This window comes from Bradyrhizobium sp. CCGB12, from assembly GCF_024199845.1.
GTDB lineage: Bacteria > Pseudomonadota > Alphaproteobacteria > Rhizobiales > Xanthobacteraceae > Bradyrhizobium.
The window spans coordinates 161450-180376 of the sequence record NZ_JANADO010000001.1 but is presented as its reverse complement, the minus strand read 5'-3'; the positions used below and the strand labels follow the sequence as shown (position 1 = coordinate 180376).

Below are 18927 nucleotides of genomic sequence, written 5' to 3'. Positions count from 1 at the left end.
ATGCCTCCCGCCATTCCGTTCGCGACCTACCGGCTTCAGCTCACTGCGGATTTCGACTTCGACAAGGCCGCCGCGGTCCTTCCTTACCTCAAGGCGCTGGGGATCACGCATCTCTACGCCTCGCCGGTGATGAAGGCCCGCAAGGGCTCGACGCATGGCTACGACACCGTCGATCACAGCCAGTTCAATCCCGAGCTCGGCGGCGAGGCCGGCTTCGCACGGCTGAGCGAGGCGCTCATCGAGAACGACCTCGGCCTCATCATCGACTTCGTGCCCAATCACGTGGGCGTGCATTTTGCGGACAATCCCTGGTGGCTCGACCTGCTGGAATGGGGCCAGGCTTCGCCCCACGCCGTCTCCTTCGACATCGACTGGGATCAACTGGCCTATCGCGCCCGCGGTGGCGTGCTGCTGCCGATCCTCGGCTCGTCCTACGGCGAGGCGCTCGAGCGCGGCGACATCGAGCTCCGCTACGATCCGGATGAGGGAAGTCTTTCCGCCTGGTATTTCGAGCATCGCTTGCCGGTCGCGCCAGAGCGCTATGGCGAGGTGCTGCGCATGATCGTCAAGGAGGCGGACGCGGCCGAAACGGAGCCCGGCAAGCACCTGCTCGCGCTCGCGGCGCGCTACACGGGATTGCGCCGCCCGAACCGCAAGGAAGCCCCTGCGTTCAAGGCCGAACTCAGAGCAATCGCGGGTGCTGCCGATCTCATCGCGCGTGGTCTTGCCGCCTATCGCGCCGCCAGGGACCGTCCCGCCCAGACGCTGGCGCTACATCATCTGCTCGAGCGCCAACACTACAAGCTCGGGCACTGGCGGCTTGCGTCCAGCGACATCAATTATCGCCGCTTCTTCGACGTCAACGGCCTCGCCGGCCTGCGCGTCGAGGATCCCGGCACGTTTGCCGCCACGCACCGGCTGGTCAAGCAACTGATCGCCGACGGCAGGCTGCAAGGCATACGCCTCGATCACATCGACGGCCTGCGCGATCCCGCGCAATACTGCCAGCGGCTGCGCCGGCTGGTGCGCGATGCGCAAGGCACGACGAAGCCGTTCTACACGGTGATCGAGAAGATCCTGTGCGAGCACGAGCAGCTGCCGCACTTCGCCGGCGTCCAGGGCACCACCGGCTATGAATGGATGAACGTGATCATCCAGGTGCTGGTCGACGCCAAGGGGCTGGCGGCGCTGGACGAGACCTGGCGGCAGATCAGCAACCGGCCGCCGCGGCTTTCGCCTTACGTCAAGGATGCCAAGCGGCGCGTGCTGGAGACGCTGCTCACCAGTGAGTTCACCGTGCTGACGCGCCTCTTGGCGCGCATCGCCAGCGGGCACTACTCGACCCGCGATTTCTCCGCCGACAGCCTGCGGCAGGCGCTCGAGGTCTATGTGCTGCATTTCCCGGTCTACCGCACCTACCTAACGACGAGCGCGCCGACCGCACACGATCGCAAGCTGATCGACGAGACCATCGAACGCGCCCGCTCCGAATGGTTCGCCGCGGACGACGGCATTTTCGACTTCCTGCGCGACGCCCTGACCATGGACCTGCTCAAGCCCGGCCGCCCGCCGCACAGCGCCCCGCGCGTGCGCCGCTTTGCGCTGAAGGTGCAGCAGTTCACCGGGCCCATGATGGCGAAATCGCTGGAGGACACCGCGTTCTATCAATTCCACCGGTTGCTCGCGCTGAACGAGGTCGGCGGCGATCCCGCGAGCACCGGCCTCACCATTGCCGCCTTCCACCAGGCCATGCAGGCCCGCGCCAAGGAATGGCCGCACGGCATGACCGCGACGGCCACCCACGACACCAAGCGTGGTGAGGATGCCCGCGCGCGCATCGCGGCGCTCAGCGAAATTCCCGGCGAATGGACCAGCGCGGTGGCACGCTGGAAGGTGTCGAACGCGCCGCATCTCACACATCACGGCAGTTTCCGCGCGCCGTCGGCGACGTTCGAATACATGCTCTACCAGACCCTGCTCGGGGCCTGGCCGCTCCAGGGGCCGATCGATGCCGATTTCGTCGAACGCATCCAGGCTTATGCGCTCAAGGCCGCGCGGGAGGGCAAGGAGGAGACGAGCTGGCTCAATCCGCATGAAGCGTATGAAAACGGCGTCAAGAGCTTCATCGACAAGATTCTCGATCCCGCTCAGTCGGCAGAATTCCGGGAGGTGCTGCAAACCCTGGCCCGCCGCGTCGCGCTGCTCGGCATGTTGAACTCGCTGAGCCAGCTCACGCTCAAGGCGACCCTGCCGGGCGTGCCGGACTTCTACCAAGGCACCGAGTTCTGGGACCTGTCGCTGGTCGACCCCGACAACCGCCGTCCGGTCGACTTTGCCGCGCGCCGTGCGGCGCTGACGTCATTGGAAGCTCCGGACTGGAGCGGTCTGAGCAAGAGCTGGCCAGACGGCCGGCTCAAGCTGGCCTGGACGCGCCATCTTCTCAGGCTGCGGAACCGGCATCCCGACATCTTCGTCCGGGGCGACTATCAGCCGCTCGAGGTGCACGGCGAGCATGCCGACCACGTCATCGCCTTCGCCCGCCGCCATGGCCGTGCGACCGCGATCGTCGTGGTCGGGCGTCACTTCGCGCCGTTCACGCAAGCAGGCCGGGAATGGCCCGCGCTGGAGGGCCTGGATGCGACCGTCGACATCACCGGCTACAGTGCGACAGGTCTCGCAGGCAACGAACTGCCGGTCATGCAGGCCTTGCGCGATCTTCCCGCGACAATCATCGAGGCGCGCATCGCCAGTGCAACCAAGCCGATGCGGCAGCGCGTGCGCGCCTGAGGTTACTTCCCTCCATCCTTGGTGAGCAGCAACTGGCCGCGCTTCCTGATCGTGGCCTGGGCCAGCTCGGCAAAACGCTGCAACAGCCAGGGCAGCACCACCTCGACCCGGACGTGATCGTCGGCGACGTTGACCTGACCGGTCGCAACCTGACCGAGCGCGCGGATACGGAAATTCATGCTGTCGCCGCTCCAGCACTCCTCCTCGACCTGCATCACGGGAATGCTTGCTGCGGCGCGGCCAAGCCCCGTCTTGAGCCGGCGTACCGCCTCCTCGCGGCCGAGACGATGCGGAATGGAGACGACGAGCGGTGCTGACATGGCAGTGGCCCCTGTTGACTGATCCTCACCTCATCATGCCGGATGGAAGGGCAAAGGTTCCATGCATGTCGGAGCTGGCGTCCACGTTGCGAAGTCGGAACTTTAAAACCTGCGGCAAGTTGCCCTCGCACAACGGGACAGGTGCAACGACCCTTTCAACAAAGGGCTGGAGGAGACTCGCATGTCTATCGGCACGATCATTCTGATCATCTTGGTCATCGCCCTGCTTGGCGGCTTCAGCGGCATCGGCGGCGGGCCGTTCTACGGCACCGGCTATTACGGCGGCGGCGGCCTCGGACTCGTCATCGTCATCCTGCTGATCCTGCTCCTGATGGGACGGATCTAGCGGCGGACTTCTTCGTAGGGTGGGTCAGCCTTGCGACTGCGCGAAGCGCAGTCCGCTCGGCGTAACCCACCTCTTTGGTTTCCACGGCAACAGAAGTGGTGGGTTACGCTTCGCTAACCCACCCTACTTCACCTTCTCCGCCAGTTTCTTGATCGCCGCCTTGATCGATGCGGCGGCATCATCATAGCCCTCCCACGCCTTCGATCGCGCCAGCAGGCCCGGCACGGTGCGCATCGTATATCGCTTCGGATCGAGATCGCTCTTCACCTGCGCCCAGGTTACCGGCATCGACACGGTGGCACCGGCGCGCGCACGCGGCGAGAGCGGGGCAACCGCCGTCGACATGCGGTCATTGCGCAAATAGTCCAGGAAGATCTTTCCATCGCGCAGCTTCTTCGACATGTTGAGCAGATAGCGTTCGGGATCGTCGTTGGCCATCCACTGGCAGACGCCTTGCGCAAACGCCTTGGCCTCCTTCCAGCTCACCTTGTCGCGCGCGCCGTGGAGCAGCGGCACCACCACGTGGATGCCCTTGCCGCCCGTGGTCTTGCAGAAGCTGTCCATGCCGACATCGCTCAGCCGCTGCCGCATCTCCTTGGCCGCTTCGACGACGTCGGCGAACTCGACGTCGGGCGCGGGATCGAGATCGAACACCAGCCGGCCCGGCGTGTCATAGGCATCCGGCGCGCAGTTCCAGGGATGCAGCTCGACGCCGCCGATCTGCGCCACCGCGGCGAGCCCTTCGATCCGATCGATCTGCAAATACGGCTTGCGATCGCCGGAGACTTTTGCGAGTTCGAGCAGGTTCGATGTGCCCTGCATGGCATGACGCTGGAAGAATGTTTCGCCGCCGATGCCGTCAGGCGCGCGCACGATCGAGCATGGGCGGCCCTTCAGGTGCTCGATCATCCAGTCTCCGACGGCCTCGAAATAGCGCGCCAGATCAAGCTTTGTTACGCCGTCGCCGCCGTCCGGCCACAGCTCCTTGTCCGGCTTCGAGATGACGACGCCCATCACCTCGGCGCTGCCGCCAGCCTCAGCTGATCGTGCGCTGATCTTCGCTTTCGCACGCGGCTTCGCCTGCCGCTTGGTCGAGGGTTCGGCGAGCTCGGTGTCGACCGGCGTCTCGGCCTCGACCTCCTCCGCAGGCTTGTCCTGCCTCAGGCCCTTGAAAGCCGCCTGGCGGATATTGCCGTCGGCGGTGAAGCCGGCGAACTCGATCTCGGCAACGAGCTCCGGCTTCAGCCAGTGCACGTCGCGAGACTTCTTCGGCGCGTTCTTGCCGCCGAAGGGGCTTTCCTTGGCCGCCATGGCCTTCAACAACGGCATGATGCGCTTGACCTTGTCCGCGCCAAAGCCGGTGCCGACCATGCCGACGAAGGCGAGATGATCGCCGCGATGGACGCCTGCCATCAGGGAGCGGAATTTGCCGGCGGTGGTCTTCCAGCCGCCGATCACGACCTCATGGCCGGCGCGGCATTTGGCCTTGGTCCAGCTTTCGGTGCGCCCCGAACGATAGGGCGAGTCCAGCTTCTTCGACACCACGCCTTCCAGCTCGAGCTTGCAGGCGGATTGCAGCACGGCATCGCCGCCGCTCTCGAAATGCTCGACATAGCGGATCTGGGTCGACTTCCGCTTGCGCGCTTGCAGCAACCTCTTGAGCCGCGCCTTGCGCTCGCCGAGCGGCAGCCGGCGGTAGTCCTCCTTTTCCGCGAAGAGGAGATCGAAGGCGAAGAAGATCAGCTCGTCGGTCTTGCCATCGGACAACGCAGCCTGAAGCGAGGAGAAGTTCGGCGCGCCGTTGTGGTCCAGCGCAACGATCTCGCCGTCGATCATCACGTCCGGCAGCGCAGCCGCTTCCTTGGCGATAGAGGCAAACTTCCCGGTCCAGTCGAGACCCTTGCGAGTCTTCAGCGTCGCCTCGCCGTCCTCGACCCGGAGCTGCACGCGATAGCCGTCGAACTTGATCTCGTGGCACCAGCCCTCGCCGCCCGGCGGTCGCTCGACCAGCGTACAGAGCTGCGGCGCCACGAAATCCGGCATCTCCGATACTTTTTTGGCGGTCGCTGCGGTCGTCGCCGTCTTGCTTGCCGACTTGCCGGCCTTCAGCGCGCTGCGCGGCGCCGGCTTGACCGTGCGCCCTTTCGTCTCCTCGGCACGATTGGACTGCCAGACTGCGTCGGCCTTGCCCTTGGCGCCCTTCGCCAGCATGAACGGCTTTGGCGCGCGGCCCTTGCCTTCGGCGATCTGCTCCATCGCCCGACCGGAGGCAACCGATCTGTCCTCGTCGAGAATATCGTTGTCCCCGCCTTCGCGGACATGCTCATCGCGGTGCTTGATCAAGAGCCAGTTGGTGCGCTTGCCGCCGGTGCGGTCACTGCGCATGCGCACCAGCACCCAGCTGCCGTGCAGCTTGTCACCATGCAGGGTGAACTTCAGATCGCCCTTCTTGAAGCCGGCTTCCGGATCGTCCGATTCCCAGGTGCCGCGGTCCCACAGCATCACCGTGCCGCCGCCATATTGCCCTTCCGGAATCGTGCCTTCGAAATCACCATAGTCGAGCGGATGATCCTCGACCTCGACCGCCAGCCGCTTGTCGTGCGGATCGAGCGAGGGCCCCTTCGTCACCGCCCAGGATTTGAAGACGCCGTCGAACTCGAGCCGCAGATCGTAATGCAGCCGGGTCGCATCGTGCTTCTGGATCACGAAGCGCCGCTGCTTCGATGGCGCCACTGCGGTTTTACCCGATGGCTCGGGCGTCTTCTCGAAGTCACGCTTCTGTCGATATGTGGAGAGTTTTTGCAGCACGACCGGTCCCGCTTCTCTTTCGGCATTCAAGCCTATCACGGCAAAAGTCCCACCCGGAACCAAAACCCGACGGAACGGTTGGGGTTCCAAAGCGCATTGACAATGCTGGAGAATTCGAATGGCCCCGCGCGCCTATTGGAAGGGAACGTTGAAGCTGTCGCTGGTCAGTTGTCCGGTCGTGCTTTATCCGGCGACCACGGCGGCCGAGAAGACGCGGTTTCACATGATCAACCGCGAGACCGGCAATCGGCTCAAGCAGCAGATGATCGATTCCGAGACCGGCGACGTCGTCGAGAGCGACCAGAAGGGGCGCGGCTACGAGCTGCGCAAGGGCAAGTATGTCGAGATCGAACCGGAGGAGCTCGAAGCGGTCCAGATCGAGAGCAATCACACCATCGACATCGAGAGCTTCGTGCCGAGCGAGGAGATCGACCAGCGCTTCCTCAATCATCCCTATTACATCGCGCCCGACGGCAAAGCCGCGGTCGACGCCTTCGCGGTCATTCGCGACGCCATGAAGGATCAGGACCGCGTGGCACTGGCCAAAATCGTACTCACCAACCGCGAGCACGTGATGGCGATCGAGCCGCTCGGCAAGGGCCTGCTCGGCACCACGCTGCGCTATCCTTACGAGCTCCGCGACGAGGACCAGTTTTTCGACGACATCAAGAGCCCGAAAGTCACCAAGGACATGGTCGAGCTCGCAGGCCACATCCTGCACTCCAAGGCCGCGCATTTCGATCCCAGCAAATTCAAGGACGATTACGAGAACGCGCTGAAGGCGCTGGTGAAGCGCAAGGCCAGCGGCAAGAAGATCGAGCTACCCGAACCCGAGGAGCGGCCGAGCAACGTCGTCAGCCTGATGGACGCGCTGAAGCAGAGCCTGAAGGGGCGCGGTGGAAGGAAGAAGACGGCAGCGAAATCCCATGCCCGCCGGGCGACGGGACGACAACGAGCGGCGAGGAAGACGCACCGCTCGTCGGCGCGGCACCGGAAGGCAGGCTAGCTACCCCGTCATTGCGAGCGCAGCGAAGCAATCCAGAATCTTCCCGCGGATAGATTCTGGATTGCTTCGTCGCAAGGGCTCCTCGCAATGACGATGTGGAGATAGTTGAGATTGCTCGCCTAGCACTCGATTTGGTACGGCGGGCAAAGGCGCAACGCGCCGTGCCCACCAACTCTCCACGATCGCAATGGATGGTGGGCACGCTTTGCTTTGCCCACCCTACAGCTCACGATGAGGAGATAGCTAATCCCCCGCCTTCAACCGGTACCCGATCCCCGTTTCCGTCAGCACATATTGCGGCCGTTCCGGGTCGGCTTCGATCTTCTGGCGGAGCTGGCGGACGTAGACACGCAGATATTGCGCATCCGTCAGCTCGTCCCAGAGCTCCTTGAGCAGGAAGCGGTGGGTGAGCACCTTCCCGGCGTGCTGCACCAGCACGCGAAGAAGATCGTACTCCTTCGGTGACAGCTTCACCTCGCGTTCACCGGTCTTGACAATACGGCGCACGAGGTCGACGGAGAGATCGCCGGTTCGGAACACCGGGCGCTCGCCCTTGACCTGAAGCTGGTGGCGCAGCGCCGCGCGCAAACGGGCCAGAAGCTCATCCATGCCGAAAGGCTTGGTCAGGTAATCATCGGCGCCGAAATCGAGCGCCTGCACCTTGCCTGCCTCGTCGCCACGGCTCGACAGCACCACGATCGGCACACCCTCGTTGCGGGCGCGGATGGTGCGCAGCAGCTCGTGGCCCTGGATGTCCGGCAGGCCGAGATCGAGGATGATCAGCGCCGGCTCCTCGGCAAGCTTTTCCAGCGCGGTCTTGCCGTTCGGCGCCTCCAGGATTTCATAGCCCTGCGTCGAGAGCCCCATCCGCAAGAGCTTTCGGATCGGCGGCTCGTCGTCGATGACCAGGACCTTGATCGGGGCGGCGCTCATGCGGCGGTATCCAATGCCTGGGTCTGCGCCGGAACGGGCAGACGGATGGTGAGAATCGCACCGCTCCGGTCGCTGCGGTTGGCGGCCGAGATCGTCCCCCGCATCGCCTCGACGAAGCCACGGGAGATGGCGAGCCCGAGCCCGGTGCCGGGTCGGACATGGTCGCCCTTCTGCACTCGATAGAACTTGTCGAACACGCTCTCGAGCTCGTCGGGCGGAATGCCTCCGCCCTCATCGGCGATCTCTAGAACGACTTGATCCCGTTCCCGTCGACTGCGGATCGAGACCGTGGTTTCGGCCGGCGAATATTTCGCTGCATTGTCGAGCAGATTGAACAGCACCTGCTCGAACAGCACAGCATCGAGCTCGAGCATCGGCAGATCGGCCGCCAGCACCAGCTCGACCTTGTGAGCGGCGAGGATCTTGGCCGTCCGCCGCAGCGCGCTGCCGACGATCTCGCCGAGATCATGCAGCGCCGTGTTGGGCACGATGGCGCCAGACTCGAGCTTGGTCATGTCGAGTAGATTGGCGATGAATCGGTTGAGCCGCTCGGATTCGTCGATCACGGTCGCGAGCAGGTCGCGCTTCTCGGTGTCGGACAAGGCCCCGGCGAGGTCGCGCATGGTCGAGGCGGCTCCCAGCACGGAGGCCAGCGGCGTCTTCAGGTCGTGCGAGATCGAGGTCAGGAGTGCCGAACGCAAGCGCTCGGATTCCACGGTGCGCTTGACGCGGTCCATGTCCTCGACCAGCAGCACACGCTCGATCGCGAGCGCACCCTGATCGACCAGCGCATCGAGCAGACGACGCTGGTCCGGAGTCAGCAGCGGACCGGTGCGGTCGTTGTCGATGCCGATCACGCCGATCGGTCCGCGCCCGGTGCGCATCGGCAGAAACAGCCGTTTTGCACCCGGCAGCGTGTCGGAGCCACGACCCGCAGGGCGGTCGTTGCTCCACGCCCAGTTGGCGGCGGCGAGGTCGGCCTGGTCGAGCTCATCCTCCGGCGGATAGCCCGACTTCACCGTGAGCAGGCCTTCTTCCGGCAACAGCAGCACGACGCGGACCTTCAGCATCAATGCGATCTGGTAGGCGGTTGCCCATAGCACGTCGTCGAGCGTGGCGGTGCCGGCGAGCTTGCGGCTGAAGGCGTAAAGCTGCTCGGTCATCCTGATCCGGCCGATGGCAGTATCGGCCTGCGTGCGCACGCGCGCTGCGACATTGGAGACGATCATCGCCACCGCCAGGAACAGCACGAAGGCGGCGACGTTGGTCGGATCCGTGATCGTGAAGGTGTAGAGCGGCGGTAGGAAGAAGAAATTGTAGGACAGCGAGGCCGCGACCGTCGCAAGCAGCGACGGCCACAAGCCGTAGCGGACCGCGACCGCGACCACCGCCGTCATCAACACGAGGTCCACATTCTCGATGCCGAACCGGGGCTGGATCAGCTCCGCCGCGCCGAGGCCGATCAGCACGAGCCCGAGCGCCTTCAGATAGGGTCGCGGATTGAACGGTTCCGACCGCGCTGCGGTCTGCACCGCCGTCTTGGGCACGGCCTCGCCGGGCAGCTCGTCACCGGCGATGACATGGACGGTGATGTTGCCGGCACGGCGCACCAGCTCGTGCACGACGGAGCCACGCGTCATCTCGAACCACCGCGAGCGGCTCGACTTGCCGATCACGATCTGGGTGACGTTGTTGCCCTGCGCGAAGTTGACGACATCGTCGGCGATGCGGCGGCCGACAGCTGGAATCGTCAGCGCTTCGCCGCCGAGCGACTCTGCGAGCCGCAGCGCATCAGCCAGCCGGTCACGCTCCTCGTCGGAGAGCTGGAGCGAGCGGCGCGTCTCGATCGAGATCGCGGTGAACGGCGCATGCAGCCGGTCGGCCAGCCGCTTGGTGTAGCGCACGAGGCCGGCCGCGCGCGGATCCTCACTGACGCAGACGAGGATGCGCTCGCCCGCGGCCCACGGACCGGCGATGGCATTCGCCTGCATGTGATTGAGCAGCTGCTCGTCGACCCGTTCGGCCGTACGCCGCAGCGCGAGCTCGCGCAACGCCGTCAGATTGCCCGGCGAGAAATAGTGCTCCAGCGCCCGTTCGGCTTGCTTGGTCACATAGACCTTGCCCTCCTTCAACCGCTGGATCAGATCGTCGGGCGTGAGGTCGATCAGCTCGATCGCATCGGCCCGATCGAACACCGAGTCCGGCACCGTCTCCCGCACCCGGACATGGGTAATCTGCGCGACGACGTCGTTCAGGCTCTCGATATGCTGGATGTTGACGGCGGTGTAGACGTCGATGCCGTGGGAGAGCAGCTCCTCGACGTCGAGATAGCGCTTGGGATGGCGGCTACCCGCCGCGTTGGTGTGGGCGAGCTCATCGACCAGTGCGATTCTTGGCCGGCGTGCAATCACGGCATCGAGGTCCATCTCCTCGACGATCTGGCCGCGGTAGTCCAGCCGCTTGCGCGGGACCACTTCGAGCCCGCGCACCAGCGCCTCGGTCTCGGCGCGGCCGTGGGTCTCGACGAAGCCGATCACCACGTCGATGCCGGCCTTGCGCCGGGCGTGGGCGCTCTGCAGCATCTCATAGGTCTTGCCTACGCCGGGGGCGGCGCCGACGAAGATCTTCAGCTTGCCGCTCGCGCTCTCCTCCCGGCGCGCCGCTTCCAGCAGCGCCTCGGGCGACGGACGTTGTTCGGGATCGCGGCGCTCTCGGACCATCTTGCCAATATAGTCATCTGCGCACTGAGAGCCTAGACCGCTACTTGGCGGCGGAGCGATCCAGCGCAAGGTTCAGCGCCAGAACGTTAACCCGGGGTTCGCCGAGCAGGCCGAACAGGCGGCCTTTGGTGTTGGCGATCACGAGCTGCTTGAGCTGATCCTCCGACATCCGGCGCGCCTTCGCCACGCGCGGCACCTGGAATTGTGCCGCTTCCGGCGAAATGTCCGGGTCGAGGCCGCTGGCCGACGTGGTGACCAGGTCGACCGGCACCGCCGCGTTCGGGTTCTCGGCCTTCAGCCTATCTACATCTTCCTTCAGCCGGTCGGCCAGCGCCTTGCTGGTCGGGCCGAGGTTGGAGCCACCCGAGTTAGCGGCGTTGTAGGGTGCCGAAATCGTCTTGGTCGAGTCATTCGGGTCCGGCGCCAGCGTCGCCGAGGGGCGGCCGTGGAAATATTTGTCGTCCTTGAACTCCTGCCCGATCAGGGCGGAGCCGATCACCTTGCCGTCCCGTTCGATCAGGCTGCCCTGCGCCTGCACGGGAAACAACGTGCCGGCAATGGCGGTCATCGCGAGTGGGTAGGCAAGGCCCGTGATAGCGGTAAGCGCCAGCAGCAGGACGATGGCGGGACGGATTTCTCTGAGCATGTGCTTTCTCCAATTTCTCCCGTCATTGCGAGGAGCGAAGCGACGAAGCAATCCAGGCTGTCAACCGCCGAGATATTTCTGGATTGCTTCGCTTCGCTCGCAATGACGAATTCAAGCCAGGTGCAAGGCGGTCACCACGAGGTCGATCGCCTTGATGCCGATGAAGGGAATGACGATACCGCCGAGGCCGTAGACCAAGAGGTTGCGGCGGAGCAGAGCGCCGGCACCGACCGCGCGATAGGCAACGCCCTTCAGCGCGAGCGGAATCAGCGCGATGATGACAAGCGCGTTGAAGATGATCGCCGACAGGATGGCGCTCTGCGGGCTCGACAGGCTCATGATGTTGAGCACGTTGAGCTGCGGGTAGAACGCCAGGAACATCGCCGGGATGATCGCAAAGTACTTGGCAACGTCATTGGCGATCGAGAAGGTCGTCAGCGCGCCGCGTGTCATCAGCAGCTGCTTGCCGATCTCGACCACCTCGATCAGCTTGGTGGGGTTGGAATCGAGGTCCACCATGTTACCGGCCTCGCGGGCGGCCTGGGTGCCGGTGTTCATGGCGACGCCGACGTCGGCCTGGGCAAGCGCGGGGGCGTCGTTGGTGCCGTCGCCGCACATGGCGACCAGCTTGCCCTTGGCCTGCTCGTCGCGGATCAGCTTCAACTTGTCCTCGGGCGTTGCCTGCGCCAGGAAGTCGTCGACGCCGGCCTCCGCCGCGATCGCGGCCGCGGTCATCGGGTTGTCGCCGGTGATCATGATGGTGCGGATGCCCATGCGGCGAAGCTCGGCGAAGCGCTCGCGGATGCCGCCCTTGACGATGTCCTTGAGCTGGATGACGCCAAGCAGCTTGCCGTCCCTGGCGACTGCGAGCGGCGTGCCGCCGGCCTTCGAGATCTCATCGGCGATCGCCTGGATCTCGCGGCCAAGGTCCGACAGCCCGGCGGGCTGAATGGCACGGGCGGTGTTGCCGGAGGCGACAGTCAGCGGCGCGCCGCCCCCGACATAGTTGAGCATCGCATCGACCGCGCCCTTGCGCACCGACGAGCCGCCGGCATCGACGCCGCTCATGCGGGTCTGCGCCGTGAAGGGGATGAATGTCGCACCCAGCTCGGCCATGTCGCGGCCGCGGATACCGTATTTCTCCTTCGCCAGCACGACGATGGAGCGGCCCTCCGGCGTCTCGTCAGCGAGCGAAGCAAGCTGGGCCGCATCCGCGAGTTCCTGCTCTGTGACGCCGCGCACGGGACGGAAGGCGGTCGCCTGCCGGTTGCCGAGGGTGATGGTGCCGGTCTTATCCAGCAGCAGCGTGTCGACGTCGCCTGCAGCCTCGACCGCGCGGCCGGACATGGCCAGCACGTTAAAGCGCACCAGGCGGTCCATGCCGGCGATGCCGATAGCCGACAAGAGCGCGCCGATGGTGGTCGGGATCAGCGTCACGAACAGCGCGACCAGCACGACCACCGAGATCGAGCCGCCGGCATAGGCCGCGTAGCTCGGAATGGTGACGGTGGCGAACACGAAGATGATGGTCAGCCCGGCCAGGAGGATGTTGAGCGCGATCTCGTTCGGCGTCTTCTGCCGCTCCGCGCCCTCGACCAGCTTGATCATGCGATCAATGAAGGTCGAACCCTGCGCGGCGGTGATGCGCACGCGGATCCAGTCCGACAGCACCTGCGTGCCGCCTGTTACCGCCGAGCGGTCACCGCCGGACTCGCGGATCACGGGCGCGGATTCGCCGGTGATGGCAGCCTCGTTGACGGAGGCGACACCCTCGATCACCTCGCCGTCGGAGGGAATGGTATCGCCCGCTTCGACCAGCACGACGTCACCGACCTTCAGGCTGGTGCCGGGCACGAGCTTGAACTCCTGGCCGGCCCCGCTCAGCAGCTTGGCCTGGCTTTCGGTGCGCGTCTTGCGCAGCGATTCGGCTTGCGCCTTGCCGCGCCCTTCGGCCACCGCTTCAGCGAAGTTGGCGAACAGCACCGTGAACCAGAGCCAGAGGATGATCTGGAAGGTGAAGCCGAGGTTCGCGCCGCCGGTGACGATGTCACGCAGGAAGATCACCGTGGTGAGCGCGGCCACGACCTCGACCACGAACATCACGGGGTTCTTGACCATGAGCCGCGGGTCGAGCTTGGCGAAGGATGCCCGGATCGCCGGCACCACGATCTTCGGATCGAGCATTGCCGACATCGGCGCGCGCTTTTGCAGTTTCATCGTATCCATGGAGGTCACTCCAAACCAATCAGAAGACGTTACCGGCGTTCATCGCGAGGTGCTCGACGATGGGGCCGAGCGCGAGCGCCGGGAAGAAGGTCAGGCCGCCGATGATCAGGATCACGCCGACGACGAGGCCGACGAACAGCCCACCCGTGGTCGGGAAGGTGCCGGCCGAGGGCGGGATGGACTTCTTCGCGGCAAGCGAGCCCGCGATCGCCATCGCCGGGACGATCATGAAGAAGCGACCGACGAACATCGCGCTGGCGAGCGTGAGGTTGTAGAACAAGGTGTTGCCCGTGAGGCCCGCGAAGGCCGAGCCGTTGTTGCCGGTTGCCGACGTGAAGGCATAGAGCACCTCGGTGAAGCCGTGTGGACCGGCATTCGCCATCGAAGCGACCGCCGCCGGATAGACCACGCCGACCGCGGTCCAGCCGAGATACATCAGCGGCAGCACCAGGATCGCCAGCATCGCCATCTTGACTTCGCGCGCCTCGATCTTCTTGCCGACATATTCCGGCGTACGACCGACCATGAGCCCTGCGACGAAGATCGCGAGCACGACGAACAGCAGCATGCCGTAGAGACCGGCGCCGACGCCGCCGATGATGATCTCGCCGAGCTGCATGTTGATCAGCGGGATCATGCCGCCAAGCGCGGTGAAGCTGTCATGCATGGCGTTGACCGCGCCGCAGGAGGCGGCCGTCGTGATCACGGCGAACAGCGAGGAGGCAACGATGCCGAAGCGGACCTCCTTGCCCTCCATGTTGCCGCCGGTCAGGCCCAGCGCCTGCATGGTCGAGGTGCCATTGGACTCCGCCCAGTAGGTGACAGCGACGCCGGCGACGAACAGCACGCCCATCACGGCGAGGATCGCCCAGCCCTGGCGCTGGTTGCCGACCATCCGGCCGAACACGTTGGTCATGGCTGCGCCGATCAGGAAGATCGACAGCATCTGCACGAGGTTCGACAGCGCCGTCGGGTTCTCGAAGGGATGGGCGGCGTTGGCGTTGAAGAAGCCGCCGCCATTGGTGCCGAGCATCTTGATCGCGACCTGCGAGGCGACCGGACCGAGCGCGATGGTCTGCTTGGCGCCCTCGAGCGTGGTCGCCTCGACATAGTCGCCAAGCGTCTGCGGCATGCCCTGCCAGACCAGGAACAGGCAGTAGACCACGCAAATCGGCAGCAGAACGTAGAGCGTCGTGCGGGTGACGTCGACCCAGAAATTGCCGATGGTGCGCATCGACGCGCGCGAGAAGCCGCGGATCAGCGCCACGGCCAGTGCGATGCCGGTCGCCGCCGACAGGAAGTTCTGGTGCGTCAGACCGAGCATCTGGACGAGATAGGACAGCGTGCTCTCGCCGCCGTAGTTCTGCCAGTTGGTGTTGGTGATGAAGGAAACAGCCGTATTGAAGGAGAGATCCGGGGCGACTGCGGATTGCCCAGCGGGGTTGAAAGGCAGCATGGCCTGGAGCCGCATCACGCCGTAAATGATGAGGAAGCCGCCGACATGGAACAACAGCATGGAGACCGTGTAGGTCAGCCAATGCTGCTCACGCCTCTCGTCGACGCCGGAAATCCAGTAGATGCCTGCCTCGATCGGCCGCAGCACCGGGGAGAGGAACGTCTGTTCGCCGTTGAACACGCGCGTCATGTACCAGCCGAGCGGCTTGGTCAGCGCGACGATGATGGCGCAGAAAAGAATGATCTGGAGCCAACCGATCACAGTCATAGCATTAACCCTTCAGGCTTTGGGGCCGGCGCAAGAGCGGCAGGAGCAGCGCAAGCAGGCCCGCAACGAGCGCGGCGTCGGCCAGCAGCAATTCGACAAGCAGCAGCACGGGTCAGAACCGCTCGGGCCGCAGCAACGCGTAGGTGAGATAGAACAGGAGACCGAACGAGACGGCGCCGGCGAGTGCATAATCGAAGATCATGATCCGCTCCGTCACAGCCGTTCGCAGGCATAGGTGTAGCCGATCGCGAGGGCAAAGAAGACGAAGCCCAGCGCCAGCATCAGAATGTCCATCATGGCGATACTCCTCAATACGAGACGATATCCGGCGTAGCCTGTCTCTGGATTCCGGCGGGCCGTTTGCCGCGAGCGAATGCGATGCGGGCATCGCCCGGCCGGAACCTTCACCGCGCTCACTTGCCACCACGCGCATAGGTTTTCGAGATGAGGCCTATGGCGGCGTTATAGGAATCTCATAAAGGCCAGCACGTCCCGGTCGACGACCATTTGACACTGACAATGCATTCCGCGCGGTCTTTCCGAGCAGGCAGCGCAGCGACGCAAATCCACCCTTGCTTTCGATCCCGATTGTTATGGGAGGCCGTGGTCGGGGTCTTTTCAAAAAGCCCTCCCTTTATAGGCCTCCACCTGCGGCGGAGACGACGGTCGAGGATATTTCGCTCGTACGCGGAAGATTTCGTGCGCTTATGAAATCCCTATATCTCTCGCCCGATCCCCATCTCGCTTTCAAATGCCCTCCTGACCATTTTGGCAATGCCGGCCGACTGACCGACGCCAATTCCAGGAGGCCTGACATGACCGCCGCTCTCCGACGCCTCGACCCACCCTCCCTAAGCCATCGGCTTCGCGCGGCGCCGACGATGACTCGGCCGTTGATGCTCGATATCATCGACAACGCCAGCCGGCGCTTCCCTTCGCTCGGCCATACCGAACGCACCGCACGCATCATGCGCCTGATCGACGTCGAGGCCTGGGCCGATGCGGCGCTGGCGCTGGTGGAGTTCGAGCTGCCGCTGTGGCAGGTCCGCCGCATCGCGTATGACGAGGGCGAGTGGCATTGCGCGCTATCGCGCGCGCGTGAGCTGCCGGACTGGCTGGACGCCGCGGTCGAGGCGCACCATGCCGATCTCGCGCTCGCTCTGATGTCGGCCTTCGTCGAGGTCCAGGCGCTGGCCGTGGAGTTGTCGCGGCCAAGCGTTCCCACTGTGCGCCCCGCTCCGGATTCGTTCTACCAGCCGCTCGGCTGTGAGAATTTCGGCTAAGCCAGGGTTCACGCCTTGCCGCAATCTTCGGATACGTCGCGGGCCCTGAGTCCGGCAAGGGTGATCGCGCGCTTTGCCGTGCGCGTCGTTCTCCTCACGACCTTTGCCGCATTCGGCAGCATCGGTTTCGGACGAAGCCTCGCGGCTCTGCTCTGGATGTCGATCATCCTCTGCGCCGCTGTCGCCCTTCTGAAGCGCGAGCAGCTGTTCGGCACCATCCTCAATCATTGGGACGAATGCGCTGCATTCGGCGCTCTGTTCGCGCTGGTTCACGTCGTGAGCGAGCTGAGCTGAACATCGAGCTTTATGAGCTTCCTATGAGATCGCCGCACCGCCTCACTCGAAATCATATCCGCTTGAAAAGATATTGATTGGACGGTTGCGGGCTCGACCCGCCACCTCTGTCAGCCGCAAGGAATACGTCAATGAAACTCGTCGAACCTCCCTCGTGTAGCTCGCCTTCGACTATCGTCTTCATCGGCAGGAACCGCCGGGGACAATGGGTCGCCCAGGAACAAAACGGCCTCTATGGCGGCCTGTTCGTCAGCCGCGCGCAGGCGATCAAATACGCGCTGTTCGAAAACTGCCAGCATCCCGAAACCATCGTCGAACTCGTCCGCGAGATCGAGCTCGACATGGGAAAGAACCCCGACGCCAACCTCTCGCAACGCGCGGCCTGAGCCGGCGCTTTTCAGCGAAGCACCATGTTCATCCCTCCCTCCGCCTGGTTCACCGGATTCATTCCGGACCTCCCGACGCCGTTCGATGCGGCTGACGCGATCGATCTCAGGGCATTCGCCGCCCTCTGCGAGCGTCAGATCGGCGCCGGTGTACCGGCGCTCCTTGTCTGCGAGACCGCTGGCGAGGCACCGACGCTTTCGCCGGCGGAACAGGAGTTCGTCATTCGCGCCGCGGTTGATGTCGCCCGTGGCCGGGTAGGGATCATCGCCGGCGCGATGTCGAATGCGACCGGCAAGGCCATCGAGCTTGCAAGACGCGCGGAGGCCGCCGGCGCCGATGCCGTCATGGCCGTGGTACCGGCCTACAACAAGCCGATGCAGGAGGGGATGCTCGCGCATTTCCGGGCGATTGCGGGTTCGATCGGCCTGCCCGTGGTTCTGCACGACGTTCCCTCCCGCACGCTGCGACCGCTGGCCGACGAGACTGTTTTGCGTCTCGTCGAATCCCGCCGGTTCGTCGGCCTGCGCGATGGGAGCTGCGACATCAACCGTCCGATGCGCCTCGCCCGGCATCTGCCGGCCAGCTTTCGCCTTCTATCCGGCGACGATGCCACGGCGTTCGGATTTATCGCCAATGGCGGCGACGGCGCGATCTCGGAGGTCTCCAACATCGCGCCGGATCTCTGCCGCACGATCTTCTCGCAGATCAGGCAGGGCCGCCTGCAATCCGCCCGATATCTCGACAAGCGACTGATGCCGCTCATCGCGTGTCTCGGCAAGGAGAGCCCGGCGGCCCTCAAATACGCCTTGAGCATGCTCGGCCTGATGTCGGCAGCCACCCGGCTGCCGATCGTGCCGCTGGGCGATCCTGCCCGCGCGGAGGTCGTCCGAGCGTTCGCTGCAATCTCCGACGAAGAGCTGATCGACGGCATCGGAGCCTGATGCTTCGCAGGCCATCCGGGTATCGCATGTTTCAGTCGACCGCAGGATCTCACAGGCTGCTTCGGGCCTGGAAGCTGGCGCTGCTGCGCTTTGCGGTGACGCTGGACGATTCCGACCGGCTCAATGTTGCAGCTCTCGCAACCGAGCTCGATCGCCTCAGTGGCAACGCCGGGGATTCGCTGCACTTCTTCCGACGAACCAGCGCCCAACTCTGTGCGGCGATCAGTGGAGAGCAACAGAACGCGGAAGCGACCCTGGACGGATTCTGCAAGCAGATCGAGGAACCACGGCTGCGGTTCGCTTTTGCCGCAGCGATCGGGATGGCACAGCCGGACCCCGCACCAGCTCGGATCAAACCGAAGCAAAACCCCGACCTCTTCAGAGGTCTTCCGTCGCGACGGGCGGCGTCTTTATGACATTCCTATGCGACAGCCTGAGTGTTCATCTCGCAATCCTACGCAATGATGATGATCATATGAGGTAGCTGGCGCAGCCGTTTCGCTGCGC

At 64.6% G+C, this 18927-nt stretch carries 16 protein-coding genes; 8 read left to right on the top strand and 8 right to left on the bottom strand.

What is annotated here, in order from left to right; genetic code table 11:
* The gene (treY, locus tag NLM27_RS00880; RefSeq protein WP_254141537.1) at positions 1-2787 is read left to right on the top strand and encodes a malto-oligosyltrehalose synthase; all 2787 of its coding nucleotides are present in this window, start codon (positions 1-3) and stop codon (positions 2785-2787) included.
* Positions 2788-2789: 2 nt separating this feature from the next.
* Here treY and NLM27_RS00875 read toward each other — a convergent pair whose 3' ends face one another.
* Complete coding sequence (locus NLM27_RS00875) at positions 2790-3107, bottom strand: polyhydroxyalkanoic acid system family protein (RefSeq protein WP_254141536.1); 318 nt, start codon at positions 3105-3107, stop codon at positions 2790-2792.
* A gap of 181 nt (positions 3108-3288) precedes the next feature.
* Here NLM27_RS00875 and NLM27_RS00870 point away from each other — a divergent pair, with 181 nt between their 5' ends.
* On the top strand, positions 3289-3453 hold the full coding sequence (locus NLM27_RS00870) for a DUF3309 family protein (RefSeq protein WP_018318514.1): 165 nt from the start codon (positions 3289-3291) through the stop codon (positions 3451-3453).
* A gap of 123 nt (positions 3454-3576) precedes the next feature.
* Here the strand turns inward: NLM27_RS00870 and ligD are convergent, their stop codons facing one another.
* Complete coding sequence (gene ligD, locus NLM27_RS00865) at positions 3577-6261, bottom strand: DNA ligase D (RefSeq protein WP_254148723.1); 2685 nt, start codon at positions 6259-6261, stop codon at positions 3577-3579.
* 118 nt (positions 6262-6379) lie between these two features.
* Here ligD and NLM27_RS00860 point away from each other — a divergent pair, with 118 nt between their 5' ends.
* On the top strand, positions 6380-7267 hold the full coding sequence (locus NLM27_RS00860; protein WP_254141535.1) for a Ku protein: 888 nt from the start codon (positions 6380-6382) through the stop codon (positions 7265-7267).
* Between the two features lie 243 nt (positions 7268-7510).
* Here the strand turns inward: NLM27_RS00860 and NLM27_RS00855 are convergent, their stop codons facing one another.
* The 6 genes from NLM27_RS00855 to NLM27_RS00830 form a co-directional block, all read right to left on the bottom strand.
* Positions 7511-8200: a response regulator gene (locus NLM27_RS00855; protein WP_254141534.1), complete on the bottom strand. Its 690-nt coding sequence runs from the start codon at positions 8198-8200 to the stop codon at positions 7511-7513.
* Positions 8197-10920, bottom strand: a complete 2724-nt coding sequence (locus NLM27_RS00850) for a sensor histidine kinase KdpD (RefSeq protein WP_254141533.1) — start codon at positions 10918-10920, stop codon at positions 8197-8199. The genes NLM27_RS00855 and NLM27_RS00850 overlap by 4 nt, the downstream gene beginning before the upstream one ends.
* A gap of 40 nt (positions 10921-10960) precedes the next feature.
* Positions 10961-11566 (bottom strand): K(+)-transporting ATPase subunit C, encoded by a 606-nt coding sequence (locus NLM27_RS00845; protein ID WP_254141532.1) that lies wholly within the window; start codon positions 11564-11566, stop codon positions 10961-10963.
* A gap of 111 nt (positions 11567-11677) precedes the next feature.
* A complete protein-coding gene (gene kdpB / locus NLM27_RS00840; RefSeq protein ID WP_254141531.1) occupies positions 11678-13792 on the bottom strand; it encodes a potassium-transporting ATPase subunit KdpB in 2115 nt (704 codons plus the stop codon).
* Between the two features lie 19 nt (positions 13793-13811).
* Positions 13812-15515 (bottom strand): potassium-transporting ATPase subunit KdpA, encoded by a 1704-nt coding sequence (gene kdpA, locus NLM27_RS00835; RefSeq protein WP_254141530.1) that lies wholly within the window; start codon positions 15513-15515, stop codon positions 13812-13814.
* A 112-nt stretch (positions 15516-15627) separates the two neighbouring features.
* Positions 15628-15717: a K(+)-transporting ATPase subunit F gene (locus NLM27_RS00830; RefSeq protein ID WP_038965694.1), complete on the bottom strand. Its 90-nt coding sequence runs from the start codon at positions 15715-15717 to the stop codon at positions 15628-15630.
* A 613-nt stretch (positions 15718-16330) separates the two neighbouring features.
* Here NLM27_RS00830 and NLM27_RS00825 point away from each other — a divergent pair.
* The 5 genes from NLM27_RS00825 to NLM27_RS00805 all read left to right on the top strand — a co-directional run bounded on the left by NLM27_RS00825 (position 16331) and on the right by NLM27_RS00805 (position 18836).
* Complete coding sequence (locus NLM27_RS00825) at positions 16331-16798, top strand: hypothetical protein (protein ID WP_254141529.1); 468 nt, start codon at positions 16331-16333, stop codon at positions 16796-16798.
* 15 nt (positions 16799-16813) lie between these two features.
* Entirely contained in the window at positions 16814-17092 is a 279-nt protein-coding gene (locus NLM27_RS00820) for a hypothetical protein (protein WP_254141528.1), read from the top strand.
* 131 nt (positions 17093-17223) lie between these two features.
* Entirely contained in the window at positions 17224-17478 is a 255-nt protein-coding gene (locus NLM27_RS00815; protein WP_254141527.1) for a hypothetical protein, read from the top strand.
* A 24-nt stretch (positions 17479-17502) separates the two neighbouring features.
* Positions 17503-18420: a 4-hydroxy-tetrahydrodipicolinate synthase gene (gene dapA, locus NLM27_RS00810; RefSeq protein ID WP_254141526.1), complete on the top strand. Its 918-nt coding sequence runs from the start codon at positions 17503-17505 to the stop codon at positions 18418-18420.
* 26 nt (positions 18421-18446) lie between these two features.
* The gene (locus NLM27_RS00805) at positions 18447-18836 is read left to right on the top strand and encodes a hypothetical protein (RefSeq protein ID WP_254141525.1); all 390 of its coding nucleotides are present in this window, start codon (positions 18447-18449) and stop codon (positions 18834-18836) included.
* The last annotated feature ends 91 nt before the right edge of the window (positions 18837-18927 follow it).

Bases quoted from the DNA above. Each gene is read 5' to 3' on its own strand.
- NLM27_RS00875 (WP_254141536.1), bottom strand. From the start codon at position 3,107: ATGTCAGCACCGCTCGTCGTCTCCATTCCGCATCGTCTCGGCCGCGAG.
- treY (WP_254141537.1), top strand. From the start codon at position 1: ATGCCTCCCGCCATTCCGTTCGCGACCTACCGGCTTCAGCTCACTGCG.
- NLM27_RS00855 (WP_254141534.1), bottom strand. From the start codon at position 8,200: ATGAGCGCCGCCCCGATCAAGGTCCTGGTCATCGACGACGAGCCGCCG.
- NLM27_RS00815 (WP_254141527.1), top strand. From the start codon at position 17,224: ATGAAACTCGTCGAACCTCCCTCGTGTAGCTCGCCTTCGACTATCGTC.
- NLM27_RS00860 (WP_254141535.1), top strand. From the start codon at position 6,380: ATGGCCCCGCGCGCCTATTGGAAGGGAACGTTGAAGCTGTCGCTGGTC.
- dapA (WP_254141526.1), top strand. From the start codon at position 17,503: ATGTTCATCCCTCCCTCCGCCTGGTTCACCGGATTCATTCCGGACCTC.
- NLM27_RS00850 (WP_254141533.1), bottom strand. From the start codon at position 10,920: ATGGTCCGAGAGCGCCGCGATCCCGAACAACGTCCGTCGCCCGAGGCG.
- NLM27_RS00845 (WP_254141532.1), bottom strand. From the start codon at position 11,566: ATGCTCAGAGAAATCCGTCCCGCCATCGTCCTGCTGCTGGCGCTTACC.
- kdpB (WP_254141531.1), bottom strand. From the start codon at position 13,792: ATGGATACGATGAAACTGCAAAAGCGCGCGCCGATGTCGGCAATGCTC.
- NLM27_RS00825 (WP_254141529.1), top strand. From the start codon at position 16,331: ATGACCGCCGCTCTCCGACGCCTCGACCCACCCTCCCTAAGCCATCGG.
- kdpA (WP_254141530.1), bottom strand. From the start codon at position 15,515: ATGACTGTGATCGGTTGGCTCCAGATCATTCTTTTCTGCGCCATCATC.
- NLM27_RS00830 (WP_038965694.1), bottom strand. From the start codon at position 15,717: ATGATCTTCGATTATGCACTCGCCGGCGCCGTCTCGTTCGGTCTCCTG.
- NLM27_RS00870 (WP_018318514.1), top strand. From the start codon at position 3,289: ATGTCTATCGGCACGATCATTCTGATCATCTTGGTCATCGCCCTGCTT.
- NLM27_RS00805 (WP_254141525.1), top strand. From the start codon at position 18,447: ATGTTTCAGTCGACCGCAGGATCTCACAGGCTGCTTCGGGCCTGGAAG.